This window comes from Salinarimonas sp., from assembly GCF_040111675.1.
Lineage (GTDB): Bacteria > Pseudomonadota > Alphaproteobacteria > Rhizobiales > Beijerinckiaceae > Salinarimonas.
In genome coordinates this window covers 4,456,847-4,482,936 of sequence record NZ_CP157794.1, presented here as the reverse complement: position 1 = coordinate 4,482,936, position 26,090 = coordinate 4,456,847, and the positions used below count along the sequence as shown (strand labels likewise).

Annotated in this window: 28 protein-coding genes and 1 other RNA gene; 10 read left to right on the top strand and 19 right to left on the bottom strand. The window is 72.1% G+C overall.

The genetic code is table 11. The annotated features are described in order from the left end of the window. Positions 1–5: 5 nt before the first annotated feature. Positions 6–572, bottom strand: a complete 567-nt coding sequence (locus ABL310_RS20750; RefSeq protein ID WP_349368897.1) for a sigma-70 family RNA polymerase sigma factor — start codon at positions 570–572, stop codon at positions 6–8. 274 nt (positions 573–846) lie between these two features. Here ABL310_RS20750 and ABL310_RS20745 point away from each other — a divergent pair, with 274 nt between their 5' ends. Beyond that, complete coding sequence (locus ABL310_RS20745; protein WP_349368896.1) at positions 847–1,395, top strand: hypothetical protein; 549 nt, start codon at positions 847–849, stop codon at positions 1,393–1,395. 46 nt (positions 1,396–1,441) lie between these two features. On the opposite strand, the gene ABL310_RS20740 is transcribed toward ABL310_RS20745, so the two are convergent. After that, the gene (locus ABL310_RS20740; protein WP_349368895.1) at positions 1,442–3,082 is read right to left on the bottom strand and encodes a CHAD domain-containing protein; all 1,641 of its coding nucleotides are present in this window, start codon (positions 3,080–3,082) and stop codon (positions 1,442–1,444) included. Positions 3,083–3,252: 170 nt separating this feature from the next. On the opposite strand from ABL310_RS20740, the gene ABL310_RS20735 reads away from it, so the two are divergent. The 3 genes from ABL310_RS20735 (at position 3,253) to dgcN (ending at position 5,818) form a co-directional block, all read left to right on the top strand. Then, the gene (locus ABL310_RS20735; protein WP_349368894.1) at positions 3,253–3,831 is read left to right on the top strand and encodes a RecX family transcriptional regulator; all 579 of its coding nucleotides are present in this window, start codon (positions 3,253–3,255) and stop codon (positions 3,829–3,831) included. 115 nt (positions 3,832–3,946) lie between these two features. Continuing rightward, positions 3,947–4,783, top strand: a complete 837-nt coding sequence (locus ABL310_RS20730) for a universal stress protein (protein ID WP_349368893.1) — start codon at positions 3,947–3,949, stop codon at positions 4,781–4,783. A 27-nt stretch (positions 4,784–4,810) separates the two neighbouring features. Beyond that, the gene (gene dgcN / locus ABL310_RS20725) at positions 4,811–5,818 is read left to right on the top strand and encodes an N-acetyltransferase DgcN (protein WP_349368892.1); all 1,008 of its coding nucleotides are present in this window, start codon (positions 4,811–4,813) and stop codon (positions 5,816–5,818) included. 31 nt (positions 5,819–5,849) lie between these two features. Here dgcN and gpmA read toward each other — a convergent pair whose 3' ends face one another. The 7 genes from gpmA to ABL310_RS20690 form a co-directional block, all read right to left on the bottom strand. Beyond that, on the bottom strand, positions 5,850–6,542 hold the full coding sequence (gene gpmA, locus ABL310_RS20720; protein ID WP_349368891.1) for a 2,3-diphosphoglycerate-dependent phosphoglycerate mutase: 693 nt from the start codon (positions 6,540–6,542) through the stop codon (positions 5,850–5,852). 66 nt (positions 6,543–6,608) lie between these two features. Next, the gene (locus tag ABL310_RS20715) at positions 6,609–7,013 is read right to left on the bottom strand and encodes a Na+/H+ antiporter subunit G (protein WP_349368890.1); all 405 of its coding nucleotides are present in this window, start codon (positions 7,011–7,013) and stop codon (positions 6,609–6,611) included. Between the two features lie 7 nt (positions 7,014–7,020). Then, a complete protein-coding gene (locus ABL310_RS20710; RefSeq protein ID WP_349368889.1) occupies positions 7,021–7,290 on the bottom strand; it encodes a K+/H+ antiporter subunit F in 270 nt (89 codons plus the stop codon). Beyond that, the gene (locus ABL310_RS20705; RefSeq protein ID WP_349368888.1) at positions 7,287–7,775 is read right to left on the bottom strand and encodes a Na+/H+ antiporter subunit E; all 489 of its coding nucleotides are present in this window, start codon (positions 7,773–7,775) and stop codon (positions 7,287–7,289) included. Before ABL310_RS20705 ends, ABL310_RS20710 begins: the two co-directional genes overlap by 4 nt. Then, the gene (locus tag ABL310_RS20700; RefSeq protein WP_349368887.1) at positions 7,775–9,346 is read right to left on the bottom strand and encodes a monovalent cation/H+ antiporter subunit D; all 1,572 of its coding nucleotides are present in this window, start codon (positions 9,344–9,346) and stop codon (positions 7,775–7,777) included. Before ABL310_RS20700 ends, ABL310_RS20705 begins: the two co-directional genes overlap by 1 nt. Further along, positions 9,343–9,696, bottom strand: a complete 354-nt coding sequence (locus ABL310_RS20695; RefSeq protein WP_349368886.1) for a Na+/H+ antiporter subunit C — start codon at positions 9,694–9,696, stop codon at positions 9,343–9,345. The genes ABL310_RS20700 and ABL310_RS20695 overlap by 4 nt, the downstream gene beginning before the upstream one ends. A 1-nt stretch (position 9,697) precedes the next feature. Further along, complete coding sequence (locus ABL310_RS20690) at positions 9,698–12,568, bottom strand: monovalent cation/H+ antiporter subunit A (RefSeq protein ID WP_349368885.1); 2,871 nt, start codon at positions 12,566–12,568, stop codon at positions 9,698–9,700. A 281-nt stretch (positions 12,569–12,849) separates the two neighbouring features. Between ABL310_RS20690 and ABL310_RS20685 the strand changes: the two genes are divergently transcribed. After that, the gene (locus ABL310_RS20685) at positions 12,850–13,821 is read left to right on the top strand and encodes an alpha/beta hydrolase (RefSeq protein WP_349368884.1); all 972 of its coding nucleotides are present in this window, start codon (positions 12,850–12,852) and stop codon (positions 13,819–13,821) included. Here ABL310_RS20685 and ABL310_RS20680 read toward each other — a convergent pair. Continuing rightward, positions 13,727–14,578, bottom strand: coding sequence for a hypothetical protein (locus tag ABL310_RS20680; RefSeq protein ID WP_349368883.1), 852 nt, complete (start codon positions 14,576–14,578; stop codon positions 13,727–13,729). The genes ABL310_RS20685 and ABL310_RS20680 overlap by 95 nt on opposite strands. 245 nt (positions 14,579–14,823) lie before the next feature. Between ABL310_RS20680 and ABL310_RS20675 the strand changes: the two genes are divergently transcribed. Beyond that, the gene (locus tag ABL310_RS20675) at positions 14,824–15,642 is read left to right on the top strand and encodes a universal stress protein (protein ID WP_349368882.1); all 819 of its coding nucleotides are present in this window, start codon (positions 14,824–14,826) and stop codon (positions 15,640–15,642) included. 54 nt (positions 15,643–15,696) lie between these two features. Here ABL310_RS20675 and ABL310_RS20670 read toward each other — a convergent pair whose 3' ends face one another. The 4 genes from ABL310_RS20670 to ssrS all read right to left on the bottom strand — a co-directional run bounded on the left by ABL310_RS20670 (position 15,697) and on the right by ssrS (position 18,156). Next, the gene (locus ABL310_RS20670; RefSeq protein WP_349368881.1) at positions 15,697–16,530 is read right to left on the bottom strand and encodes an exopolysaccharide biosynthesis protein; all 834 of its coding nucleotides are present in this window, start codon (positions 16,528–16,530) and stop codon (positions 15,697–15,699) included. A gap of 16 nt (positions 16,531–16,546) precedes the next feature. Beyond that, positions 16,547–17,368, bottom strand: a complete 822-nt coding sequence (locus ABL310_RS20665; RefSeq protein WP_349368880.1) for a TIGR00282 family metallophosphoesterase — start codon at positions 17,366–17,368, stop codon at positions 16,547–16,549. 4 nt (positions 17,369–17,372) lie between these two features. Further along, positions 17,373–17,987 carry a 5-formyltetrahydrofolate cyclo-ligase gene (locus ABL310_RS20660; RefSeq protein ID WP_349368879.1) on the bottom strand — a complete coding sequence of 205 codons (615 nt, stop codon included), beginning with the start codon at positions 17,985–17,987 and terminating at the stop codon, positions 17,373–17,375. A 12-nt stretch (positions 17,988–17,999) separates the two neighbouring features. Next, positions 18,000–18,156, bottom strand: a non-coding RNA gene (ssrS, locus tag ABL310_RS20655) — 6S RNA. A 330-nt stretch (positions 18,157–18,486) separates the two neighbouring features. On the opposite strand from ssrS, the gene ABL310_RS20650 reads away from it, so the two are divergent. Beyond that, positions 18,487–18,840, top strand: coding sequence for a response regulator (locus ABL310_RS20650; RefSeq protein ID WP_349368878.1), 354 nt, complete (start codon positions 18,487–18,489; stop codon positions 18,838–18,840). Positions 18,841–18,855: 15 nt separating this feature from the next. Here the strand turns inward: ABL310_RS20650 and ABL310_RS20645 are convergent, their stop codons facing one another. Together ABL310_RS20645 and ABL310_RS20640 are read right to left on the bottom strand one after the other, a co-directional pair. Next, complete coding sequence (locus ABL310_RS20645) at positions 18,856–19,524, bottom strand: DUF4142 domain-containing protein (RefSeq protein ID WP_349368877.1); 669 nt, start codon at positions 19,522–19,524, stop codon at positions 18,856–18,858. Between the two features lie 111 nt (positions 19,525–19,635). Then, positions 19,636–20,676: an NAD(P)/FAD-dependent oxidoreductase gene (locus tag ABL310_RS20640; RefSeq protein ID WP_349368876.1), complete on the bottom strand. Its 1,041-nt coding sequence runs from the start codon at positions 20,674–20,676 to the stop codon at positions 19,636–19,638. A 227-nt stretch (positions 20,677–20,903) separates the two neighbouring features. On the opposite strand from ABL310_RS20640, the gene ABL310_RS20635 reads away from it, so the two are divergent. Then, positions 20,904–21,449 (top strand): alpha/beta hydrolase, encoded by a 546-nt coding sequence (locus ABL310_RS20635; RefSeq protein WP_349368875.1) that lies wholly within the window; start codon positions 20,904–20,906, stop codon positions 21,447–21,449. 93 nt (positions 21,450–21,542) lie between these two features. Then, positions 21,543–22,700, top strand: coding sequence for a PLP-dependent aspartate aminotransferase family protein (locus ABL310_RS20630; RefSeq protein ID WP_349368874.1), 1,158 nt, complete (start codon positions 21,543–21,545; stop codon positions 22,698–22,700). A 138-nt stretch (positions 22,701–22,838) separates the two neighbouring features. Here the strand turns inward: ABL310_RS20630 and ABL310_RS20625 are convergent, their stop codons facing one another. Both ABL310_RS20625 and ABL310_RS20620 read right to left on the bottom strand, forming a co-directional pair. Then, positions 22,839–22,982, bottom strand: coding sequence for a hypothetical protein (locus tag ABL310_RS20625; RefSeq protein ID WP_349368873.1), 144 nt, complete (start codon positions 22,980–22,982; stop codon positions 22,839–22,841). Positions 22,983–23,100: 118 nt separating this feature from the next. Next, a complete protein-coding gene (locus ABL310_RS20620; RefSeq protein ID WP_349368872.1) occupies positions 23,101–23,802 on the bottom strand; it encodes an RNA pseudouridine synthase in 702 nt (233 codons plus the stop codon). A gap of 76 nt (positions 23,803–23,878) precedes the next feature. Here ABL310_RS20620 and ftsY point away from each other — a divergent pair, with 76 nt between their 5' ends. Then, the gene (gene ftsY / locus ABL310_RS20615) at positions 23,879–25,246 is read left to right on the top strand and encodes a signal recognition particle-docking protein FtsY (RefSeq protein WP_349368871.1); all 1,368 of its coding nucleotides are present in this window, start codon (positions 23,879–23,881) and stop codon (positions 25,244–25,246) included. Between the two features lie 55 nt (positions 25,247–25,301). On the opposite strand, the gene ABL310_RS20610 is transcribed toward ftsY, so the two are convergent. After that, positions 25,302–25,862: a GcrA family cell cycle regulator gene (locus tag ABL310_RS20610; RefSeq protein ID WP_349368870.1), complete on the bottom strand. Its 561-nt coding sequence runs from the start codon at positions 25,860–25,862 to the stop codon at positions 25,302–25,304. Positions 25,863–26,090 lie beyond the last annotated feature (228 nt).

The following is a 26,090-nucleotide window of genomic DNA, read 5'->3' as shown; positions in this document are numbered from 1 at the left end:
CCCTCCTAGCGCGCCTCGACCACCCCGTCGCTCTCGAGCGTCCGCCTGAGCCGGGTGAAGGCGAGGCGGATGCGGGACTTCACGGTGCCCAGCGGCAGGCCGGTGCGCTCGGCGATGTCGGAATGGGAGAGCCCGTCGAAAAAGGCCAGCACGACGAGGCTGCGCTGCTCCTCGGGCAGGCTCTTCATGGCCGCGCGGACGGCGGCCTCGCGCTGGGTCGCGTCGAGCTCGCCCTCGAGATCGGTCGTGTCCGCGACGTCGAAGACCGGGTTCTCCGGCTCGACCGGCGTGTCCCGATCGCGGCGCATCAGGTCGATGCGGCGGTTGCGGGCGATTCGGTAGAGCCAGGTGGTGAGCGAGGATTTCGCGGGGTCGAACAGGGCCGCCTTGCGCCACAGGGTCACCATGGCGTCCTGCACGATCTCCTCGGCCACGGCCGCCTCGGCGCCCTGGCGCATGAGATAGGCCGTCAGCCGCGGGGCGAAATGGTCGAACAGGCGGGCGAACGCCTCCCGATCCCGCTCCTGCGCGACGGCGGCGACGAGCGCCGCGTGCTCGCTCGGGGAGAGCAAAACGATCCTCGATCCTTCCCGGCGGCACGGCCGCCGTCTCGCTCGATCAGGGCCTCGCGGCCCGCGTCGCCGTCTGCGGCGCGCGACGCAGGCCGCGAACGCCTCACGCCGCACAGTGTTAAGGCGTCCTGACGCGTCCGGCAATCCGCCGAAGGCGGTTTCTCGGCGTTCAGGCAAGGTTAACGTATTTTTGCCCATTTCTGGCCAATCTAGTGCTCTGCGAAAGCCGAGCCCGCCGGAAGGCGACGAAACCCCGCGATTCAAGGTAAGCCTCATGAAGCAGACCCGATCGACCCGCCGCCTCGCGCCCACGCTCGCCCTCCTCGGCGCTTGCGCGGTCGCCACCGTCGCCGCCTCCGCTCCCGCGCAGGCGCAGCAGGCGCAGGCGACGCAGCTCGGCACCTTCGGCGACTGGGCCGCCTACACGACCGAGGCGAGCGGCTCCAAGCTGTGCTACGCGCTGTCGCAGCCGCAGCGCCGGCTGCCGGAGAGCCTCAGGCGCGATCCCGGCTATCTCTTCGTCTCGTTCCGCCCTTCGGAGAACGTCTCCAACGAGGTCGCCGCGGTGATGGGCTTCCCCACCGAGGAGAACCAGACCGCGACCGGCGAGATCGACGGGACGACGTTCAACTTCGTCACGCGCGGCGAGAACGCCTGGGTCCAGGACCCAGCGCAGGAGGACGACGTCGTGGCGGGCTTCGTGCGCGGCCGCAGCTTCGAGCTGAAGGTCCGCTCGGCTCGCGGCAACGACACGACGGACGTCTATTCCCTCTCCGGCTTCACCGCGGCGATGAACCGCGCCAAGGAAGAGTGCGGCATGTGAGCCGCACGCGCGGGCGCCGCGATGACATCGCAGCGCGCCCGCGCCGTCACCCCCAGAACGGCTTTGCCGCGGCGAAGCGCTTGTAGGCCTTGCGCGCGGCGGCGAGATGCGCCGCGGCGGCCTCCTCCGCGTCCGGGCGGGCGAGCTTCGCGAGACCGCGCGCGAGCGCCGGATCGGGATCGGCGAATCCAGCCGCCATCGTCTCCCCCACCGCGATGTCGTTCAACGCGCCGAGATCCTCCTGCAGCGCCTCGAGCGCCCCGAGGGCCGTCGCGTGGCGCTTGCCCGCCTTGCGGGCCCGCTTTCCGCTCTCGTCGTCGGCGCGGGGCCGCGTGAAGGCGCTCTCGAAGAACTCCACCGCGTAGCGCAGCTTCTTCACCGCGATGCGCAGCTCGTGGCGCGCCTCGGGTTCCAGCGTCGCGATCGCTGCGCCCTCCTTGCGGATGCGCTTCGAGCGCTTCGTCAGCAGGCGCGCGGCGTAGGCCTCCACCGGCGCGTCGCGGACGGCGCGCTCGCCGCAGAGCCAGTCGCCGGCCTCGACCCAGGCCGCGGTGTCGATCAGCATCAGCCGGTAGCGCGCGCCCGTCGAGGCCTCGAGCGCGGCGGCGTAGGCGGCGTCGCGCCGCGCGGCGAAGGCCTCCGCGACGCGGGCGATGTCCGCGTCGTCGGGGTGCGCGGCGCGCAGGGGCTCGATCACGGTGGCGACGTAGACGTCGAGGTCGCGCGCCGCGCCGAGCGCGTTCGCCATCCATTTCAGCTCCGCCGAGACCGCCCGTCTGCGGTCGTCCTCGACGACGCCCTTGAACAGCGCGATCGCCGCGCGCAGCCGCCTGAGCGCGACGCGGGACTGGTGCACGGCCCCCGGCGCGCGCAGGTCGCGCAGCGCCGCCTCGTTCGCGACGAGCTGCGCCAGGCAGGCGCGCGCGATCGCCTGGAAGGCGGCGCCCGTCGGCATGGCCGGGTCGAGCGAAACCTCGATCTTCTTGACGACCTGCGGTCCTTCGCCCGCCGCCAGCGCGTAGCCGCGCTCGGACTTGGTGCGGAAGCCCAGGCGCGCCGGCACCGCCTCGGCGATCGCGCGTGCGAAGCGGAAGAGCGCGCCCGCCGCGCCGCGGGTGAGCTCCAGCTCGATCTCGCAGAAGGGCTCGGTGCGCTCGCCCGCGGTGACCACGCCCTCGTCCACCGCCATCTCCGCCGCGAAGCCGTCGCGCGCCACGGGGAGGATGCGCCGGCGCGTCGAGACGGCGAAGGCCGGCGCGAGCCCCTCGCGGATCTTGCGCTTGGCGAAGAGCGGCGCGAGCGGCGTCGCGTCGAGCAGCGCGAGATCGGGGGCGTCCCCGCCGACCGTCGCCTCGTATTCCGCCCGATCGAACAGGCCCGCCGCCGGGCCGTCCGCGGCCTTGGCCGTCTGGATGCGGGCCTTGCCGATGCGGCGCACGCGCAGCGACACGCCCTTCGCCCGCAGGCGCTGGTCGGGCGTGTCGAAATAGGTCGCCTCCATCCGCTTGTTCTTGGCGGGGCCGGCCTGCGCCTCCTTCAGGACGGCGTGGCGCGACAGCCGTTTCCAGTCCGCCGGGGCGAGCTCGAGCTTCAGCTCGATCTCGCGCTCGGGGCCCGTCGGCGCATCGGCGGCGGCCGCCTCGGCGGCGGGCGCGGGCTGCGGCAGGGGCGCGTCCGCGGGTGTCATGGGCGTCTCCGGGTCTTTCGTGCCTGTTGCAACGCATAGCAAGCGCAAGAAGAGCCCGGATGCAAAGCTTTCCGTGACGACGCTTCCGCGGGCTTTCGGCGCGTCGATGACATCAGCCGGCTAAGCAGCCGGCCTTTGCAAGGCGGTGCCTCGCCGGCTAGACCCGCTCCATGTCCTCCCCCGCCGATCCCGCCTCGCCCCGCAAGCCCCCGCGCCCGGTCACCCGGGCCGTGCTCGATCGCATGGCGCTCGCCTATCTCGAGCGCTACGCCTCCAGCGCCGAGAACCTGCGGCGTGTGCTCGCGCGCAAGGTCGAGCGGCGCTGTCGGCTGCGGGGGGAGGAGCCGGAGGCCGCCCTCGCCCTGGTCGAGGAGGCGGTGGCGCGGGCGGCGGCGTCGGGGCTCGTCGACGATACGGCCTATACCGAGGCGCGGGTCGCCTCGCTGCGGCGCCGGGGCGGCTCGCGACGGGCGATCGCGGCGAAGCTCGCGGCCAAGGGCGTCGACGCCGAGACCGTCGGCGCGGCGCTCGCGCGCGATGCGCAGGCGCGGGCCGAGGACGATCCCGACGCCGATCCGGAGCGGGAGGCGGCGTGGGCGCTCGCCAGGCGCCGCCGCCTCGGGCCCTACCGCACGGCGGCCCGCGCCGAGAATCGCGACAAGGACATCGCCCGCCTCGCCCGCGCCGGCTTTCCCTACGGCGTGGCGCGGCAAGTGGTCGACGGCGCGATCGACGGCGAGGACGGGTGAGGCTCCCGCCGCGCGCCGGAACGATCCCACACCCGCCCTGCGCGAAAGGGCGGTTGCGAGGCGCGGCGGTTGAGGCAAGGATGGCGGGGCCGAACCGGCGACAGGGGGCCCGCGCATGAAGACCGTTCTCGTCCCGACCGCGCCGCACGAGCTGATGGGGTCGACCTTCGACACGGCCCTCGCGCTCGCGCGCCGCTTCGACAGCTACATCGAGGGCTTCGCCCTGCGCCCGCCGCTCGCCGAGATCGTCTCCGTGGACATGGTCATGGGCCTCACCTGGGCGGCCGACGAGCGCGGCGACCAGGAGGCCGAATCGCAGGCCCGCCAGAGCTTCGAATCGCACATGGACGCGGCCGGGCTGATGCGCGACGCCGGCCCCGCCGACGGCCCGCGCTGGCGCTGGTACGCGGACGCGCCCGCCGGGGACGAGTTCGTCGGCGCCTATGCCCGCGTCTTCGACATCACGGTCGTCGGCCGGCCCGGGCAGAGCGCGTCGGGTCCGCGCATGGCGACGCTCGAGGCGGTCCTGTTCGAGGGCGGGCGCCCGGCGCTGATCGCCCCGCCGCTCGCCCGCGACACGTTCGGCGAGACCATCGTCATCGCCTGGAACGGCTCGACCGAGACCGCGCACGTCGTCGCCATGGGCATGGCGCTGCTGGAGCGGGCGAAGCGCATCGTCGTGCTCACCGTCGAGAACGGCATGGTGCCGGGCCCCAGCGGCGAGGCGCTCGCCCGCTCGCTGCAGCGCCACGGCCTGCCGGTCGAGGCCGTGCATATCGGGGGCGAGAAGCGCAATCCCGGCGAGACGATGCTCGCCTACGCCGACAGCGTCGGCTGCGACCTGCTGTTCAAGGGCGCGTACACCCAGAGCCGAATTCGGCAGATGATCTTCGGCGGCGCGACCAGCCATATACTGGGCAACGCCACCATCCCCGTCTTCATGGCGCATTGACGCCGCGAGAACCCGAGAAGGACCCCCATGGACATCGCCCGCCCCTACCTGCTCTTCCTCGGCGACGCGCGCGACGCGCTCGCGGCCAAGACCGGCCTCGGCGTGGTCGACTGGCGCCGCGACTGGGTCGTGGGCCAGCTGCGCCTGCCGGGCTGCAACGCCGATGCGAAGCTGCCGGACATGTCGGTGGCGGAGGGCGCGGCGGCGGGCGCGAAGACGCTCGTCGTCGGCGTCGTCAACGCCGGCGGCGTGCTGCCCGATCATTGGGTGTCCGAGATCGTCGCCGCTCTCGACGCCGGCCTCGACGTCGCGGCGGGGCTGCACACGAAGCTCGGCTCGGTCCCCGCCATCGCGGAGGCCGCGGCCCGCAACGGCCGCAAGCTCCACGACGTGCGCCACTCGAGCGAGCGCTTCGCCACCGGCAAGGGCGACAAGCGCCCGGGCAAGCGGCTCCTCACCGTCGGCACGGACTGCTCGGTCGGCAAGAAATACACCGCGCTCGCCCTCGAGACCGGCATGCGCGAGGCGGGCTTCGACGCCGACTTCAAGGCCACGGGCCAGACCGGCGTGCTGATCTCCGGGCGCGGCGTCGCCATCGACGCGGTGGTGGCGGACTTCATCTCGGGGGCGGTGGAATGGATCTCGCCGGCGGCAGACGAGAGCCACTGGGACCTGATCGAGGGCCAGGGCTCGCTGTTCCACCCCTCCTTCGCCGGCGTCTCGCTCGGGCTCCTGCACGGCGCCCAGCCCGACGCCTTCGTCGTCTGCCACGAGCCGACCCGCACCACGATGCGCGGCGTGAACACCGCGCTGCCGACGATCGGCGACGTCATCCACATGACGATCGCGCTCGGCCGGCTGACGAACCCGGCGATCCGCTGCGTCGGCGTCGCCGTCAACACCGAGAAGCTCTCCGAGGACGACGCCCGCGCCGAGCTCGCCCGCATCGAGACGCTCTACAAGCTGCCGGCGACGGACCCGGTGCGGTTCGGGGTGGGGCCGATCGTGGAGGAGGTGAAGCGGCGGTTCGGGTGAGGAGAGACGGCCGCGAGCGCCAGCCGCCGCCCTAGCCCTCCAGGTAATAGCTCTCCCGCGGCCGCAGCCCGTCGTCCAGCTCGTAGACCAGCGGCACGCCGGTGGGGATCTCGAGCCCGGGAATGTCGTCGTCGGGAATGTCGTCGAGATATTTCACGAGCGCCCGCAGGGAGTTGCCGTGCGCGGCGATGAGCGGCGTGCGGCCCTGCATCAGGGCGGGCTCGATGCGCTCGAGCCAGTAGGGCAGGACGCGGGCGACCGTGTCCTGCAGGCTCTCGCAGCGCGGCAGCCGGCTGTCGGGCACGAGCCGGTAGCGCGGATCGCGGCCGGGATGGCGCGCGTCGTCGTCCTCCAGCGCGGGCGGGCGCACGGCGTAGCCGCGCCGCCAGGCGTGGACCTGCTCCTTCCCGACCTTCTCGCGCATCTCGTCCTTGTCGAGGCCCTGCAGCGCGCCGTAATGGCGCTCGTTGAGCCGCCAGGAGCGCTCGACGGGCAGCCAGCGCAGGTCCATCTCGCCCATGACGATCCACAGCGTGCGGATCGCGCGGGTGAGCACCGAGGTGTAGCAGAGGTCGAAGGCGATCTCCGAGGCGGCGAGGCGCCGGGCGGCCTCCTGCGCCTCCGCGACCCCGGCGTCCGAGAGATCGACGTCGGTCCAGCCGGTGAAGCGGTTGTCGCGGTTCCAAACGCTCTCGCCGTGGCGAAGCAGGATCATGCGGGGCATGGGCGGTCTCCGTCGCGATACGTCCCCCCAACGCGCGAGGGGACGTCTCGGGGTCCGCGCCGCCCGTCAGCCGCGCTCCGGCGCGGCCTCCTCGCGCTCGCGCGCGGGCCGCGGCGCGGGCTCCGAGAGCGTCGACCAGGGCGCCTCCGTCCCCGTCGGCGTCATGGCGTCCTGCGTCTCGCGCGAGACGAGGATGTGCGCCTTGGCGATCATGTAGGCCGTGATCGGGGCGGCGAGGAACAGGAAGAGCGTGATCAGCAGCTCGTGCAGCGACAGGTAGCCGCGGACGGCCCAGGCGTGGACGATCGAGGCGATCAGGATCGCGCCGATGCCGAGCGTCGTCGCCTTGGTCGGCCCGTGGAGCCGGCGCATCATGTCCGGCAGCTTGGCGAGCCCGATCGAGCCCACCAGCAGGAAGAAGGCGCCGATCACGAGCAGCGCGGCGATCAGGAGCTCGAGCGCGAAAGCCATCATCCCCTCACTCGATCACGTTGCCGCGCAGCACGAACTTGCAGAACGCCACCGTCGACAGGAAGCCGACCATGGCGACCAGCAGGGCCGCCTCGAAATAGACGTCGGTGGCGTACCAGACGCCGATCATCACCACGAGGGCGATGGCGTTGATCACCATCGTGTCGAGGGCGAGCACCCGGTCGAGCACGTCCGGCCCCTTGGCGAGGCGGTAGACGTTGAGCCCGATCGAGACGGCGATCGCGGCGATGGCGATCAGGGCGGCGATCTCGATCATTCGAAGATCTCCTTGAGGCGCCGCTCGTAGCGGTCCTTGATCTGGGCGACGGTGCCGTCCGGGTCGTCGGTCTCGAGGCAATGGACGAGGAGCGCCCGCCCGCAGGCCGAGAGGTCGGCGGAGACGGTGCCCGGCGTCATGGTGATCGTGCCGGCGAGCACGGTGATCGCCTCCGGCGTCTCGATCTCGAGCGGGACCGTCACGAAGCGCGAGCGCAGGGACTCTCCCCGGCGGAAGAGCACCAGATAGGCCACCTGCACGTTCGAGACGACGATGTCCCACAGGACGATCAGCACGTAGGCCGCGATCTTGATCGGGTGGCGCACGTGCGGGCGCCCGGGCCAGTAGGGCCCGGTGAAGAGCGGCACCAGCACGCCGATGATCAAGCCGAGCACCAGCGCGCCGAGCGAGAACGCGTTCACGAGCAGCAGCCAGACGGCCGTGATGACGAGCGTGAGGACGGGATGGGGCAGGATGCGCGACATCAGCGGCTCCATTCCGGGATGACGGCAGGGTCGAACACCGCGGCGACGTAGCCGGCCGGGTCGAGGATCTGCCGCGCCGTGGCCTCGAGGGCGTCGGTGACGGGGCCCGCGAACAGGACGAGGAGCGCCGCGACGGCGAGGAGGGCGTAGACCGCGGCGCGCATCGCCGCCGTCTCGTGGCGGGGCGTGTCGTATTCCCGCTCCGGCGGCGGCGCGGCGGCGACGAGCCCGCCGCCGACCGCCTGCGCCTTCCAGAACATGGTGGAGCCCGCCCGCGCGAAGCCGACCACCACGACGAGGGAGGTGACGAGGACGAGCGCCCAGATCCAGGGCCCGTAGGCGGAGGCGCGGGCGGCGTCGAGGATCAGGAGCTTGCCGATGAAGCCCGAGAACGGCGGCAGGCCCGCCATGGCGATGGCCGCGACGAAGAACAGCCCGGAGATCAGCGCGTCGTTGGCGATCGGCGGGGCCGTGCGCAGATTGTCGCCCGCCACGCCGCGCCGGCGGGTCACCATGTCGGCGATGAGGAAGAGCACGGCCGCCGCCACCGTCGAGTGGACCGCGTAGTAGAGCGCGGCGGTGAGCCCCGCGACGTCGAACAGGCCGAGCGCGATGAGCAGAGAGCCCATCGACCACACCACCGAGAAGGCGACGAGGTCGACGAGCCGCCGCGTCGCCAGCACGCCGAGCGCGCCGATCACCAGCGTGACGAGCGCGGCGGGGATGATCCAGGGCTCGGCCACGAAGGCGACCGGGCCGGCATCGCCGCCGAAGACCATGGCGTTCATGCGGATGATCGAGTAGGCGCCGACCTTGGTCATGATGGCGAAGATCGCCACCGCCGGCGCGGAGGCCGCGCCGTAGGTCGTCGGCAGCCACCAGTGCAGCGGCGCGAGCGAGGATTTCAGCGCGAAGACGAGGAAGAGCAGCAGCGCGCCGACCCGCAGGAGCGCCACGTCCCCGGCGGCGACCTCGGCCGAGCGCCGGGCGATGTCCGCCATGTTGAGCGTGCCGGTGGTGGCGTAGATCAGGCCCACCGCGAAGAGGAAGAGCGTCGAGCCGACGAGGTTGATCGCCACGTAGTGGAAGCCCGCCTTAAGGCGGGCCGGGCCGCCGCCGTGCAGCATCAGCCCGTAGGAGGCGATCAGCATCACCTCGAAGAAGACGAACAGGTTGAAGGCGTCGCCCGTGAGGAAGGCGCCCATGATGCCCATCAGCTGGAACTGGAAGAGCGCATGGAAGTGCTTGCCCTTCGCGTCCCAGCCGCCCGACGCGTAGGCGACGACGACGAGGGCGAGGACGCTCGTCAGGAGCACCATCAGCGCCGAGAGGCGGTCCAGCACCAGGATGATGCCGAAGGGCGCCGGCCAGTTGCCGAGGAGATAGGGCCGCGTCTCCCCGTCCGAGGCGAGCGCGAACAGATAGACGCCCAGCGCCGCCAGCGCCGCCGTCGCCGTGAAGGAGACGATCCGCTGCGCCGCCAGGTTCTCGCGCAGCGCGAGCACGACGAAGGCCGCGACGAAGGCCGGCAGGATGATAGGCGCGACGATCAGGTGGTCCGTGAGGCTCATGACGCGCGTCCGCTCTCGCTCTTCGTCCGCTCGTTGGCCTGGACGCCGTCGTCGCCGCTCTCGAGGAAGCCGCGCAGGGCCAGCACGACGATGAGCGCGGTCATGCCGAAGGAGATGACGATGGCGGTGAGCACCAGCGCCTGGGGCAGGGGGTCGGCGTAGACCTTCACGCCGGATTCGTAGATCGGCGGCGCGTTCACCGTGAGCCGGCCCATGGCGAACAGGAAGACGTTGACCGCGTAGGTGAGGAAGGCGAGCCCGATGATGACGGGGAAGGTCTGCGCCCGGGCGACGAGGTAGACCCCCGCCGCGGTGAGGACGCCGATGCCGGAAGCGAGCAGAAGCTCCATCTCACGCCTCCTTGTCGCGGGCGGGCTCGACGACGCGCGGCGCCGCCTTGGAATGGAAGGGGGGCTCGTAGGGGCCCTCCGGCACCGGCTCGCGCTCGGCCTTGTGCTCGACCCGCGAGATCTGGAAGAGCGCCAGCAGCACCGTGCCGACCACGGTGAGGAAGACGCCCAGATCGAAGGCGATGGCGGTCGCGAGCTCCACCTCCCCGATGAAGGGGATGTGGAAATAGTCGTAGGACGAGGACAGGAACGGCGCGCCGAACAGGAACGCGCCGGCGCCGGTGAGCCCGGCGATCAGCACGCCCGCGCCGATCATGGCGTGGGGATTGTAGCGCGCCCGCGCCGAGGCCCAGTCGTAGCCCGAGGCGAGATACTGCATGATCAGCGCGATGGCGACAACCAGGCCGGCGATGAAGCCGCCGCCGGGCTCGTTGTGGCCGCGCAGGAAGATGAACACGCCGACCGTGATCGCCAGCGGCAGCAGCACGCGGGTCGCGACGACGAGCGGCATCGGATGCGCGTCGCCGGAATGCAGCCTGGGCTTCATCGCCTCGAGCCGGCGCGCGGAGGCGCCGCGCAGGGCGGAATCGAGCATGGCGAAGATGCCGAGCGCGGCGATGCCGAGCACGATGATCTCGCCGAACGTGTCGAAGCCGCGGAAGTCGACCAGGATGACGTTGACGATGTTGGTGCCGCCGCCGCCGGGCTTCGAGAGCGCGATGTGGTACTCCGAGATCGAGGTCACGTCGCGGGTCATCACGGCGTAGGCGAGGAAGGCGACGCCGAGGCCGGCGGCGACCGCGATCGCGCCCGAGCCCCAGCGCGCGGCGGCGCTACGCTCCGGCTCGCTGCGACGGGGCAGCAGGTTGAGCGCGAGCAGCAGCAGGATCGTGGTGACGACCTCGACCGAGATCTGGGTCAGCGCCAGGTCCGGCGCGGAGAATTGCAGGAAGGCCACCGAGACGATGAGGCCCACCACGCTCGTCAGGATCAGCGTGATCAGCCGGCTCGTATGGGCGAAGACGACGACTCCCGAGACCGCGATCAGAACCGCCCAGGCGACGATCGCCGGGGTGTTGACGGGCAGCATCGGCCGCGTCCCGGCGGCGTGGCCGCCCTGAAGGAAGGCGACGAGGCCGACCGCGACGATGGCGGTCACGATCACGCCCGCGTAGAGCTGCAGCGAGCCGGTCTGGGTGCGCGCCGTGAAGCCCCGCGCCGTCGCGACGGTGGCGGCGATGACCCGGTCGAACATCGTCTTCGCGTCCGGATGGGGCAGGGCGGCGTGGGCGCTCGACAGCGAGCGGTAGGCGGCCACCATGATCGCGCCGACGACGATGGCGATGCCGGACATGAACAGAGCCGGCGTGATCCCGTGCCAGATGGCGAGGGAGTAGTAGGGCAGCTCGTCCGTCTGCAGCACCGCCGCCGCGGTCGTCGCGACCACCGGCCCGGCGATCGGCGGGATGACGCCGATGGCGACGACGAGGCCGACGAGGAGCGCCACCGGCCCCCACATGCCGACCGGCGGGTCGTGCGGGTGGTGCGGATAGCTCTCGCGGGTCGGGCCGAGATAGGCGAACCAGGCGAGGCGCAGCGAATAGGCGACCGAGAACACCGCGGCGAGCGTCGCCAGCGTCGGCACGAGATAGGGGATGCCGGTGAGCTCGGTGTGGACCGCGGCCTCGAGCATCATCTCCTTCGACAGGAAGCCGTTGAAGAAGGGCAGGCCCGCCATCGAGGCGGCGGCGATCAGCGCCAGCACGCTCGAGATCGGCATCAGCTTCACGAGCCCGCCGAGCTTGCGGATGTCGCGGGTGCCGGCCTCGTGGTCGACGATGCCGGCGCTCATGAAGAGCGCCGCCTTGAAGGTCGCGTGGTTGAGGATGTGGAACATGGCGATGACGACGCCGAGCGGCGTGCCGAAGCCGAGCAGCATCGTCATCATGCCGAGATGGCTGACGGTCGAGTAGGCGAGGAGCGCCTTGAGGTCGTTCTTGAAGATCGCGATGAAGGCGGCGATCGCCATGGTGGCGAGGCCGATGGGCGTGACGATCAGGAACCAGATGTCGGTCCCCGCCAGCGCCGGCCAGAAGCGCGCGAGCAGGAAGACGCCGGCCTTCACCATGGTGGCGGAATGCAGGTAGGCCGAGACCGGCGTCGGCGCCGCCATGGCGTGCGGGAGCCAGAAATGGAACGGGAACTGCGCGGACTTGGTGAAGGCGCCCACCAGGATCAGCAGGAGCGCCGGCACGTAGAGGGGCGAGGCCTGGATGATCGCGCCCCGCTGGATGATCTCGGAGATCGCGTAGGTCCCCGCCGCCTCGCCGAGCAGCAGCATGCCCGCGATCAGCGCGAGCCCGCCGCCGCCGGTGATCGCGAGCGCCATGCGCGCGCCCTGGCGGCCTTCGGGGAGGTGGCGCCAATAGCCGATGAGCAGGAAGGACGAGAGGCTCGTCATCTCCCAGAAGATCAGGAAGATCAGCGCGTTGTCGGACAGTGCGATGCCGAGCATGGCGCTCTGGAAGAGCAGCAGGTAGGCGTAGAAGCGCCCCATCGGGTCCTGCCGCGCGAGGTAGTAGCGCGCGTAGACCACGATCAGGAGCCCGATGCCGAGGATCAGGGTCGCGAAGAAGAAGCCGAGCCCGTCGACGAAGAAGGCGAAGGACAGCCCGATCTGCGGCAGCCATTCGATCTCCTGGCGCACCACCTCGCCCGAATAGACGCCGGGCGCGAAGCTCATCAGGAGGGCGAAGGCGGCGAGGGAGGCGGCGCCGGCGGTGGCGGCGCAGGCGTTGCGGCCGTAGCGGATCGTCACCGGCGCGAGCAGCGCGCCCGCGAGGGGCAGGAGGGCGATGAGAGCGATGCTCATGAGCGCGTCCGGCGACCTCTGTTCATCGGCGGTGTTACCCTTGTCGAGCCCGAGCGGCGAACCCGCGACGCACACCCGCGCGCGGGGCCGGCGACGCGCCCGCGACCGACCCTCGCCTTAGAGTTTGGCCCCTTGCCGCGCAAGTGTTTTCCACGCGGACGAGGAGGGCAATGCGTCGCCGTCCACCGCTTTACGCCGCGCTTTCCTACCTCGGGGTTGACGGCGCGCGGCCCGGCCGTCGAAGTGGAGGAACGGGCCGGTCGGACGAGGGTTGCCGCGACATGGACGCCACGAGACGCGATTCAGGGCAGGACTACGTATCCCGGTTCGTGCGGGCCTCCGACGGGCTCGAGCTGCACGTGCGCGTCTACGGCGCCGCGCCGGACCGGGCCTGGCCCGTCGTCTGCCTGCCCGGGCTCGCCCGCCATGCGCAGGACTTCCACGAGCTGGCGCTCGTCCTGTCGCGCGACGAAACGCGCCCCCGGCGCGTCCTCGCCCTCGATTATCGCGGGCGCGGACTCTCGGCGCGGGACGACGACTGGAAGAACTACGCCGTTCCCGTCGAGACGCAGGACGTCCTCGCCGTCCTCGCCGCGCTCGGCGTCGGGGAGGCCGCCTTCGTCGGCACCTCCCGCGGCGGGCTGATCACGATGGCGCTCGCGGCCGCTCGGCCGGCGCTCCTGAAGGCGGTGGTGCTCAACGACATCGGCCCGGTGATCGAGGGCAAGGGCCTCATCCGCATCCGCGGCTACGTCGGAAAGCTGCCCGTCCCGAAGTCGTGGGACGAGGCGATCGACGCCCTCCAGCGTCTGCAGGGCGCGCAGTTCCCCGGCCTCGACCGCGAGGGCTGGATGGCGCTCGCGCGCGGCACCTGGACCGAGGGCGACGACGGCAAGCTCGCGCTCGCCTACGACCCGGCGCTGATGAAGACGCTGGAGGAGCTCGACCTCGAGCAGTCGCCCCCGCCGCTCTGGCCCCTCTTCGAGGGGCTCGCCCACGCGCCGGTGCTCGCGATCCGCGGCGAGCACTCGGATCTCCTCTCGGAGGCGACGCTGACCGAGATGCAAACGCGTCATCCCTCGGTGGAAGCGCACACCGTCTCGGGCGAGGGGCACGCGCCGCTGCTGCGCGGGGCGCTCGCCCGACGCATCGCGGATTTCATCGCCGCGGCGGAAGCGGGTGCAGAGCGAGCGTCGTCAGGTCCGCCCGCTGCGGCCGCGGCGGAAGAGCCCCGGCTTCCGCGGGTTCAGTAGAGGCGGGTCCGGCCGACGCGGCGTCCGTCGTCGCGCCCTCGCCCTCGCTCTCGCCCGCGGCGGTCGCCTCGTCGGCCTCCGTCTGCGGCGGAACCGGCGCGGCGGCGCGGGAGGGATAGGGCGCGAGCTTCGGCTCCGGCGCGGCCTCGGGCGCCTCGAGGCGCAGCTTCGCGATCCAGTCCTCGGGGAGCCGAAGCCGCATCTCGTCCTCGATGCGCTGCACGGCCTGTCCATAAAGCGCCCGACCCTCCAGCGAGACGGCGTTCCCGGCGAGCCGCGCCTCGCCTTCCGCGAGCCGCGCGAGGGCGGAGAGCGCGAGCCCGGCGACGGGCGCGGGCGCCGGCTCGGCGTCCTCGGCGACGGCGAGCTCGTCGATCACCGGCTCGGCGACGAAGCGCGCCCGCGCGGCGACGAGAATCGCGGCGCGGTCCGCCTCGTTCGGGACGGCGCCGGTGAGGCGAAGGCCGCCGGCGTCGCGGATGGCGGCGAAGCTCGGCTTCGGAGGCGGCGCGGCGGGTTCCGGAGCGACGACGCCCGGCGTCGCCGGATCGAGGGCGGCCTCGGCCTCGGCCGCGACCGGCGCCGCGGCCGGCGCGGGCGCTTCGGGCCGCGGCCCGAGCGAGCCGGTGATCTCCGGCTCGACGGTCGCGCGCCGATCGGGCGTCACGCCCGGCGCGATCCAGAGGAGGCCGGCGAGGGCCGCCGCGGCGGCGGCCAGGATGAGGCCGGCGGCGACGAGGCGTGGGGTGCGTGTCATGCCGAGGATCCCGTCGGCGCGCTCGGACGGCGCGCTCTTGTCACGATGCGTCGAGTGCTCAGTGTGCGCGGGAGAATGACGAAAGCGAGGCGAGATCGCGCCGCCCCTCGGGCGACGCGCCCCGCGCGAGGCCGCCCCGTTCCCGCTTGCGGCAAGTCAATGCGCGCCGCGGCCTCACGACGCAGACTGTGCCCGGATGCCGCCCGTCCGCGCTCGTCCGGCGGGCCGAGAACAAGGGAACGGTCATGATCAAGGACATTCTCGTCGTCCCCACCGCGCGGGCGCAGGCGGTGGGGCCCTTCGCCGCCGCCTTCGCGCAGAGCTTCGGCGCGGCCATGCGCGTCGCCTGCCCGGCCTTCGACATGATCACGCCGACCTATGTGGTGCCGGAGATGCCGGTGGAGATCCTCGACAACGCTCGCGAGAGCGCCCGCGGCGAGGCGCGCGCCCAGGTGGAGGCCATCGCCGGGCTCGCCCGCGAGGCGGGGATCGACCCGCGCACCGAGGTGATCTCCGGCACGTTCGACGCCTGCTCGCACGAGCTCCAGCGCCGCGCCCGCTATTGCGACCTCGTCGTGCTCGAGCAGCCGCCGGCCGAGGGCCGCGAGGGCGAGACGCTTCTCGCCGAGGCGTTGCTGTTCGGCTCGGGCCGGCCGCTCCTGTTCGCGCCCTATATCCAGAAGACGCCGCTGGGCTTCGACCATGCGCTGGTCGCCTGGGACGAGAGCCCCACCGCCGCCCGCGCCATCGGCGCCGCGCTGCCGCTGCTCGCGCGCACGCGCACCGTCGAGGTCGTCTCGGTCGAGGACCCGCGCCGCCCGCGCAGCGCCGACCCCGAGGCCTTCGCCCGCCATCTCGAGGCCCATGGCGTGCGCGCCCGCGGCCGCCGCATCGCGGATGTCGGCGACGTGCCCGACACGCTGCTCTCCCACGTCGCGGACGTCGGCTCCGATTTCGTGGTGATGGGCGGCTACGGCCATTCCCGCATGCGCGAGTTCATCCTCGGCGGCGCGACCCGGGGCATGCTGCAGGCGATGACCGTGCCGGTGGTGATGATGCATTGAGGGGCCGGGTTCCGCGCGCGCCGACCCGGCATCGCCGGGCCGGCGAGGCGGCCCTCACATCCCGACCGCCTTCCCCGCCGCGAACAGCGTGAATCCCACGATCGCCCAGGACAGCCCGATCGTGTAGGCGATCCCGCCGAGCCCGAGAAGGCCGCCGATGCCGAGCATCACGCCGTCTTCCTGCATGATGGCGATGGCGAGCACCACGAGCGCGATCGAGGGTACGAAGTTGGTGCCCGGCAGCGGGACGATGACGCAGGCCGCGAGCACGATGGCGAAGATGCCGATCAGCCGGTCGCCGCGGGGGCCGAACAGGTTGGTGGAGCGCGGCCGGCAGAGGTTCTCGACCCGCCGCAGCTTCGGCTCGGCGACGTCGATGATCCTGCGGAAGGTCTCGACCTTGAAGGTCTTGTCCATCAGCCGGCGCGGCAGCCAGGGGCGGCGGCGCCCCAGCGCCATCTGGACCGCGAAGAGCAGCACCGGCAGGCCGAAGACCGAGTTCATGCCCGGCGGCGCCGGGATGCAGTTGGGCAGCGAGAACAGGATGATCACGAAGCCGAAGGCGCGCTCGCCGAAGGCCTCGACGATCTCGCGGATGGAGATGCGCTCGGCCTCGGCGGTGTCGATCACGGCGCGCAGCACGAGGGTGATGCGCTTGTGCTCCATCGCCTCGTGGATCGCCCGGGCGCGCTTGGCCTGCGGCGTCTCCGCCTCGGCGGCGAGGCGCGCGGCCTTGGCGGCGCGGCGCTCGGCCCGGCGCTGCTGCAGCCGCTCGATCGCCTCGCGCAGGCGCTTCTTGCGCTCCTCGCCCTGCTCCGGCGCGCGCGCATCGACCTCCGGCTCCTGGCCCGGAGGCTCGATCTTCTCGGAGGGCGTATGGGCGTTCATCGGGTCCACATCCGACCTAATCCCAGAAAACCGGCCAGGTTTCATCAAGATTCGGTCCGAGACGCACCGCCGCGACCCGCACCGCCAGACCGGTGCGCGGGTCGGTCTCGACCGCCACGCCCGACAGCGAGCCGGGCCCCGTGGCCGCCTCCAGCCGCGCGCCCGGCGTCTTCTGCAGGAAGCGCCGCAGCGGCTCCTCCTTGGCCATGCCGAGAACGGACTCGTAGTCGCCGCACATCCCGGCGTCCGACATGTAGGCGGTGCCGCCGGGCATGATCCGGTGGTCGGCCGTGGGGACGTGCGTGTGCGTGCCCACCACGAGGCTCGCGCGCCCGTCGCAGAACACGCCCATGGCCTGCTTCTCGCTCGTCGCCTCGGCATGGACGTCGACGACGATCGCGTCCGCGACCTCTCCCAGCGGGCAATCGGAGAGCGCGCGCTCGGCGGCGGCGAAGGGGTCGTCGAGCGCGTCCATGAACAGCCGGCCCATCACCGAGACGACGAGGACGCGCGCGCCCGAGGCCGTGTCGATCAGGGCGACGCCCCGACCGGGCGTGCCGGGCGGATAGTTCGCCGGGCGCAGCAGGCGCTCCTGCCGCTCAATGAAGACGAGGGCCTCGCGCTGGTCGAAGGAATGGTTGCCCAGCGTGATGGCGTCGGCGCCCGCGCCCAGGATCTCCTCGCAGATCGCCTCCGTGATGCCGAAGCCGCCTGCCGCGTTCTCGCCGTTGACGACGACGCAATCGAGCGCCCAGCGCCGGCGCAGCTCCGGCAGGCGCTCGGTCACCGCATTGCGGCCGGGCCGCCCGACGACGTCGCCGAGGAACAGAAGCCGCATCGTCTCACGCCTCCCTGGGCAGCAGCGCGCCGGCCGCGTGCACGATCTCGGCCTCGGTGACGATCATGTCCAGGCGTCGGTCGTGATCTTCCGCGGGGATGACGGAGGCTTCCTGAACCGAGAAGGCGACGCCGATGGCGATCACCGGCTCCTCCCGCTCGAGCGCGGCGAGCGCGCGGTCGTAATGCCCCTTGCCGTAGCCGATTCGATGCCGCTCCCGGTCGAAGCGCGCGAGCGGCACCAGCAGCGCGTCCGGGCGCAGCGAGGCCGCCTCCGGGCCCGGCCCCTCGACGCCGAAGGGCCCGCGGCTCAGCGCGGCTCCGGGCGTCCATTCGCGAAACAGGAGATGCGGGTCGGCGACGACCGGCAGCACGATCCGCGCGCCGCGTTCGTGGAGCGCCGCCAGCGCCGGGCGCACGTCCACCTCCGAGCGCAGCGGCCAGTAGCCCGCGACCACCCGCGCGCCGGCGAGCTCCGGCAGCGCCAGGAGCCGCGCCGCGATCGCCTCCGCCGCGCTCTCCCGCGCCGCCGCCGGCAACGCGTCCCGCCGGGCGAGGCCCTCCTGCCGAAGCGCGGCCTTGTCGAGCGGGGGACGGGTCTGTGTCGGGAGAGGGGTCATGCGATCACGTAGCGCGGAGCCGCGAAGGCCGTTGGAGAGTCGATCCCGGGATACCTACACAGTAGGTGGGCGCCGTATGTCCCGGTCCACGGACCGGGTCAGGGACAGCTCCCTTCAGGATCGATAAGGCCCCGGGGAAAAGTCCTCCTGACGAACCCCACAGCCCCGCAGAGGGGAATGTAATGGGGAGGGGGGGCGGGGGGAAGGGGCGGGGTGGGGAATATTTGGGGGCGGGATATGCGCTTCGATGGATATCGGCCGCGGCGGATCGCTCGCCGCTCATCCCACCCTCCACGGCCTCCGGTGGACGGCTGCATGCGGCACGACCTCGTCATCACGGCGAAGTCTTCAGACGCCCGAATCGCGGCAGTAAGAAAGGGTTAACCAAGACCTTTCGACTTTTCCGAAAACTCGCCGCACCGGGAACTCCCCCCTCACGCCGCTGTTGCCTGCACGACGACATTAACGAAAGACAGCGGCTCGGTACGAAGCCGTAGCCATGAAGGTGAGCGACGTGAGCGTGCGTATCCTGATCTGCGAAGACAATCCTCTGATCGCGCTGGATCTCCAGGCGATCGTCGAGTCCGAGGGCCACGAGGTGGTCGGCGTTTGCGAGAGCGCGGCGGCGGCCCGGGAGCGGCTGTCCGAGCCCTTCGACTTCGCCCTCCTCGACGTCGACCTCGTCGACGGCACCAGCTTCGAGCTGGCGCAGACGCTCCAGGCGCGGGGCGTGCCCTACGTCTTCGTCACCGCCATGCGGCCCAAGGACATTCCCGAGGACCTGCGCGACGCGCGCGTCGTCGCCAAGCCCTACCGCGAGGACGCGATCCTCGCGACCCTCCCGCAGCACTGATCGGGCGGCGCGGCCTCAGCCGCCGCCCTCGGCCGCTTCCTCCGCTTCGGCGGCGATGAACTCGGCGACGAGCTCCTGGCGGATCGCGACCGCCTGGTAGAGCGAGGCCTCCAGCATCGGCAGGATCCGCCGCGCGAATTCCCGGACGTCCTGATCCGAGCCGAAGCGCCGGTAGAAGCTCGTCAGCGCCGTCGCCTCGCGATGGGCCTCGATCATGGCGTCGATATAGGCCTCCTCGAAGGCGATCAGCCGCGGGGCGTCGCGCAGCGCCGCGAGCATTTCGGCGTCCTCCTGCGACATCATCGAGTCCGCGTCGCTCTCCGGCAGCATCTCCCGCGCCATCTCCCGCCCCACCTGGTGGGCTTCCAGGATGTCGCGCGCGACGTCGGTGGTGCGCTCGCGCGGATTCCGGTCGAGCGCGAGCTGCGAGGCCTCGAGCGCAAGCCGGTCGAGGGCGGCGAGGCGGTCGACGTAGGTCTGCGCGTCGAGCTCCTCGAGTTCCTGCCAGTCGAGCTGCGTGCGCGGGGCGAAGCGCTCCGCCGCCTCCTCCTCGGTGAAGGGGGCGGTCTCGATCACCCGCTCGTCCTCGGCCTGGGCCTGCGCGGGCGGGGGACCGGCCGAGAGCGCGACGGCGAGCGCGAGCATGCTCGCGAGCGGCGGGGCGAGCCGGGTGGGACGTCTCACGGCGGAACCTCCTCGAAGCGGACGCCCCGCCAACGAGGCGCCCGCCGCGCCGGTTCCCGGACGAGCGCGGCCGTGCGGCGTCGCGACGCGCTCGCATCCTCCGGCAGCGGCTCAGGCCGCGACGCCGAGCTTCTTCTGCAGGCTGCTCGAGGACGTCGTGTACTGGAAGGTGAGCTTCTTGTCCGGATGGACGTAGCGGTGGATCCGCTGCGCCGCGAGCGCGCCTTCGTGGAAGCCGGACAGGATCAGCTTGAGCTTGCCCGGATAGGTGTTGATGTCGCCGATGGCGAAGATGCCGGGCGTCGAGGTCTCGAACTTCTCGGTGTCGACGGGCACGAGCTGCTCGTCGAGGTTCAGGCCCCAGTCGGCGATCGGCCCCAGCTTCATCGTCAGCCCGAAGAAGGGCAGCAGCACGTCGCAGGGGATCTCGAAGGTCGAGCCGTCGTCGCGGCGCGCGATCACCGCCTCGAGCTTGGGCGCGTCGCCCTTCAGCCCGGCGATCTGGCCCAGATGCAGGTCCATCTCGCCGGCGGCGACGAGGGCGCGCATCTTGTTGACGGTGTCCGGCGCGGCGCGGAACACGTCGCGGCGATGCATCAGGCTCAGCCGCTCGGCCACCGGCTGGAGGTTCACCGTCCAGTCGAGGGCGGAATCGCCGCCTCCGACGACGAGCACCTTCCTGCCGCGGAAAGCGTCCATCTTGCGCACCGCGTAGAACACGCCCGTGCCCTCGTAGGCCTCGATGTTCTCCACCGGCGGCTTCTTGGGCTGGAAAGAGCCGCCGCCCGCCGCGATCACGATCGCCTTGCAGTCGAACGTCGTCCCGGCGTCCGTCGTGAGCTTGAAGCGCGGCGCCGCCGGGGTGCCCAGCGTCTCCACCGCGGCGACCATCTCGCCCAGGTGGAAGGTCGGCCCGAAAGGCTCGATCTGCTTCATCAGGTTGTCGATCAGCGCCTGGCCCGTCACCATCGGGAAGGCCGGGATGTCGTAGATCGGCTTCTCCGGATAGAGCTCCGCGCATTGCCCGCCGACCTTCGGCAGGATGTCGACGAGGTGCGCCTTGATGTCGAGGAGGCCGAGCTCGAACACCGCGAACAGCCCCACCGGGCCCGCGCCGACGATCACGACATCCGTTTCGATGGTCTCGCTCATGTCACCTTCCCGAGGGATCGAAAATCCTGCCGCAACCGGTCGTCGCGCCGTGCCCAGGGACCCGAGAGCGGCCCGGCCCGTCGACGCGCCTGGCGGATGCGGCGTGTCTCCTCCCTGAAATAGGCCAGCCGGGACGGCTTTGTCACCTTCGGGAGAGGATCGGCACGCGGACGCGTGGTCGCAAGCGCCGTTTGAGCGCGGCCGGGTCGCCGTGATAGGAAGCGTTCATGCGCACGTCCGACTGCGACATCCTCATCGTCCCCGGCCTCGGCGGCTCGGGCCCCGACCATTGGCAGAGCCGCTGGGAGCGCCAGCTCTCCACGGCCCGGCGCGTGCACCAGCGCGACTGGGACGCGCCCGATCTCGACGCATGGGCCGAGCGCGTCGGGCAGGAGGCCCTCGGCGCCACCCGTCCCGTCGTGATCGTCGCGCATGGGCTCGGCGCGCATGTCGTGGCGCGGGCCGCGTCGGCGCTCGCCGGGCGCGTCGTCGGCGCCTTCCTCGTCGCGCCGCCGGATCTCGACGACGCGGCGCGGATGCCCGAGAGCGTCGCGGGGCTGCGTGTCCCGACGGCGAAGCTGCCCTTCGCGAGCGTGCTCATCGCGAGCCGCACCGATCCCTGGTGCGCCTACGCGCGCGCCGCGGAGATCGCCGAGGCCTGGGGCGCGCCCCTCGTCGACGCCGGCGAGGCCGGGCATCTGGACACGGAGGCCGGCTACGGCCCCTGGCCGGAGGGGCTGATGCGCTTCGCCGGCTTCCTGAAGAGGCTTTGAGCCGCCCCGCGCCCCGCCCATATGCGCGTCGCGCCCGCTTGCGGCGGCGCGCCCGCTCTGCTTGAAGGCGGGCTCAAGACCGGAGCCCACCGCATGACCGAAACGCCTCCCTTCTCGAAGCGCAGCCTCGCCGCCCAGGCGCTGGGGCACGTCGAGCCCGTGACGAAGGGCGTCGTCGCGCCGATTCACGTCGCCACCACCTTCGTGCGCGACGAGGACAACGCCTACCGCTCGGGCTACGTCTACGGCCGCCCGGACAACGCCACGATCCGCGAGGCGGAGGGCGTGATCGCCATGCTCGAGGACGCGGGCGCCGGCGCGCTGCTGTTCGCGTCGGGCATGGCGGCGGCGACGAGCGTGTTCCGCGCCCTCGACCCCGGCGACCACGTCGTGGCGCCGAAAGTGATGTACTGGGCGCTGCGGCAATGGCTCCTGACCGAGGGGGCTCGCGCCGGCCTCGACGTCACCCTCGTCGAGACGGAGAGCCTCGAGGCGCTGCGCGCCGCCGTCCGCCCGGGGCGGACGAAGCTCGTCTGGGTGGAGACGCCGGCGAACCCGCTCTGGTCGATCACCGACATCGCCGGCGCGGCCGCGATCGCCCACGAGGCGGGCGCGAAGCTCGCGGTCGATTCCACCTGCGCCTCGCCCTACCACACTCGTCCGCTGACGCTCGGCGCCGACATCGTCATGCACGCGGCGACGAAGATTCTCAACGGCCATTCCGACGTCGTCGCCGGCGCGCTCGCGGGGCGGGAGGACGACGCCTTCTGGCAGCGGCTGGTGACGATCCGCAAGGGCGGGGGCGCGATCCTCGGCCCGTTCGAGGCCTACCTGCTCACGCGCGGGATGCGCACCTTCCACCTGCGCGCGGCGGCGCAGGCGGCCTCCGCGATGGCGCTCGCCGAGCGGCTGCAGGCGCATCCGCACGTCGCCGCCGTGCTCTACCCGGGCCTGCCGGATCATCCCGGCCACGACCTCGCCCGCCGCCAGATGGAGAACGGCTTCGGCTACATGCTCTCGATCCGCGTGCGCGGCGGGGAGGCGGCGGCGATCGCCACGGCGGCGCAGGTGCGGCTGTGGACGCGCGCCACATCGCTCGGCGGCGTCGAGAGCCTGATCGAGCACCGTGCCTCGATCGAGGGGCCGGACACGCCCTGCCCGGCGAACCTGCTGCGGCTGTCGGTGGGCTGCGAGGCGCCGGAGGATCTCCACGCCGATCTGGATGCGGCGCTGCGCGCGGCGCACGGGTGAGTTTCGCGCACGAGCGCGAAGAGCTGTCATCCCGGGTCGCCGTTGGGCGCCCGGGATGACACCCAAACGCCGACTGAAAATAAAAAAGAGGCGGCCAGGGCCGCCTCCGACTCGATCACTTTGCCGTCGAAACGGGCATCACGGCATGAGGGCCACGAGGCTCAGCTGCGGGCCCGGCATCGCGAGGAGCGCGATCGCCGCGCTCAACCCCACCGCTCCGAACACGAAGGACAGACTGACGATCGGCAACAGATCGCGGTTGGGAAGTCGGAAAAGGTGCATGAACGGTTCCTCCTGAACGGCGGATGAACAACGCGCCTGATCTAGTCCGGTTCCTCTCCCGTCGCAATATTCGTTCCAACCCTGACGGATTGCCGCTTATTCCCTCTCGCCTGAAGATTTAAGCCGGGTCGCCCTGGATTCCTTCCTCCCACCCCAGCGCCGCCGCCGCGCTCGCCAGCGGCTCCGGAAGCGGCGCCTCGGCCCGCACCGGGGGCTTCGAGGACTGCATCGGCACGCTCACCCGCCAGGCGTGGAGCATCAGCCGCGATCCCCGCGGCGCGCCGCCGTAGAGCGCGTCACCGACGATCGGGAAGCCCGCCGCCGCGCAATGGACGCGCAGCTGGTGCGTGCGCCCCGTCACCGGCTCGAGCCGCAGGAGCGCCCGCGATCCGTCGCCGGCGCGGGCGAGCACGGAGAACCGCGTCCGCGCGGGCTGCCCCGCGGGATCGGTCGTCATCCTCCACGGCGTATCGGGCGAAACCGGGGCCAGCGGCAGCGCGATCTCGCCGGCCTCCTCCGCGGGCGCCGGGGCGACGAGGGCGAGATAGGCCTTCTCGACGCGCCCCGTCGCGAACAGCTCGTTGAGCCGCCGCACCGCCTTGGGGTGACGGCCGAGCACCAGGCAGCCCGACGTGTCCTTGTCGAGGCGATGGACCAGCTCGGGGCGCCATTTCAGGCCGTAGCGCAAGGCGTCGAGGTGGCGCGTCAGCGTCTCCCCGCCGCCGTGGCCGGGATGGACCGGCAGCCCGGCGGGCTTGTCGAGGACGAGCATCAACCCGTCGCGATGCAGGATGCGCGACACTATCTCTTCGGATCTCATGCGAAATCCGCTAGAGCGGACGTCGCGAGACGGCAAGTGCTCTGTTCGAGCGATCAGTTGCGGAGGGATGCGGCGCATGGCGGACGAAACCGAGAAGCGGGGCTTCTTCTCCCGGCTGTTCGGCCGGAAGGGCGAGGCGCCGAAGGACGAGGCCGGGCCGCGCGACGAGGTCACGCCGGACGAGCAGGCGCCCGAGCGCGCCGCCGCGCCGCCGGACGCGGTCCCGCCGGCGGCCTCGACCGTGACGGAGCCCTCGCCGGACGCCGTCGCCCACGTTCCCGACGAGCTCGCCGGCGCGGATCTCCAGCCGATCGAGCCCGAGGGCGAGGAGGCCCGCGAGGCCGCCATCGCCGAGGAGCTCGCCGAGCAGCCCGCGCCAGCCGGGAAGCCGGCTCCCGAGCAGCGCTCCCCGGAGGCCCTGGTCGCGCCGAAGCCGGAGCCCGCGCCCGCGCCCGCGCCCGAACCGGAGCCCGAGCCCGAGCCGGCCCCCGCGTCCGCACCCGCCGCGGCGGCGCAGCCGAAGGTGTCCTGGTGGCGGCGCCTCACCCAGGGGCTCGCCCGAACCTCCTCCTCCATGGGCTCGGCGATCACGAGCCTGTTCACCAAGCGCAGGCTCGACGAGGCGACGCTCGAGGATCTCGAGGACATCCTGATCCAGGCCGATCTCGGCGTCCCGGCCGCGACGCGGATCACGCAGGCGGTGGCGAAGGGGCGCTACGAGAAGGAGATCCCGCCCGAGGAGGTGAAGCGCGTTCTCGCCGAGGAGGTCGAGCGCTCGCTGGCGGAGGTCGCGCGCCCGCTCGCGCTCGACCGCTCGAAGAAGCCCTTCGTCATCCTCACGGTGGGCGTCAACGGCGCTGGCAAGACGACGACGATCGGCAAGCTCGCGGCGAAGTTCCGCGCCCAGAAGCTCTCGGTGACGATGGCCGCCGGCGACACGTTCCGCGCCGCCGCCATCGAGCAGCTGAAGATCTGGGGCGAGCGCACGAAGTCCCGCGTCGTCGCCCGCGAGCAGGGCGCCGACGCCGCCGGTCTCGCCTTCGACGCGCTGACGGAGGCCAAGCGCGAGGGCGTCGACGTGCTCCTCGTCGACACGGCCGGGCGCCTTCAGAACAAGGCCGGGCTGATGTCCGAGCTCGAGAAGATCGTGCGCGTGATGAAGAAGGTCGACGATACCGCGCCGCACGCGGTGCTGCTCGTCCTCGACGCGACGGTGGGCCAGAACGCGCTCTCGCAGGTCGAGCTGTTCCAGAAGGCGGCGGGCGTCACCGGCCTCGTCATGACGAAGCTCGACGGCACGGCGCGCGGCGGCATTCTCGTCGCGCTCGCCGAGCGCTTCGGCCTGCCGGTTCACTTCATCGGGGTGGGCGAGGGCGTCGAGGATCTCGAGCCCTTCGCCGCGCGCGATTTCGCCCGCGCCATCGCCGGGCTGGAAGAGGGGTGAGAAGGCCCATGCGCGCCGCGAGACGACGCGGCGGCGCGCATCGGGCGATCGCCCGTTACGCCGACTTGCGGTCGCGGCGGCGCTCGGCGGAGGGCTGGTAGGCGATCTGGGCGTGGTGGTCGCAATAGGGCATGCCGGTCAGCGAGCGCGCGCCGCAGAAGCGGAACTCGGCCGAGCTCGGGTCGCCCATGGGCCAGCGGCACATGCTCTCGCGCAGATCCATGATCGTCACCCGCTCGGAGAGCGGCACGACGATCTCGGCCTCCGGCGCCGGCACGGGGCGGGGGAGGGGACGGGCGATCGGCTCCGCCTGCGGCGCGATGCGCTCCTCCACCGCGGCGGCGAGGGCGTTGGCGCCCAGCGTCAGCGGCTTCGGCGCAGGCGCCGGAGCGGCCGGCTCGGCGGCCGCGGGCTTCGTGCGCGGCCGCGGCGCGGGGGCCTTCTCGGGCGCCTTGCCGCGGCCCGAGAGCCCGAGCCGATGGACCTTGCCGATGACGGCGTTGCGGGAGACCCCGCCGAGCTCGGCGGCGATGTAGCTCGCGCTCTTGCCCTCCTGCCAGAGCGTCTTGAGCCGCTCGACGCGTTCCTCGGTCCACGTCAGGGTAGCATCCGTCATCGCCGCCTCCTCGCGGGCGTTGATTGCGCATCCGGAATCCCTCCCCGCTCGCGGACGATCGAAGGACTCGACCGCGTGCCCGTCGCGCGCAGAAGGATGATTGAAGTCGCCGCACCAGATGTCGTGTTCGACGCTTGCGAACGTACAAGATGCGTTGACTCGGGCGCAAGAGTCGGGGCAGCCGCCCGCTGTGGACGGCGACTCGTTTTCCCCAGGGAATGCGATGGG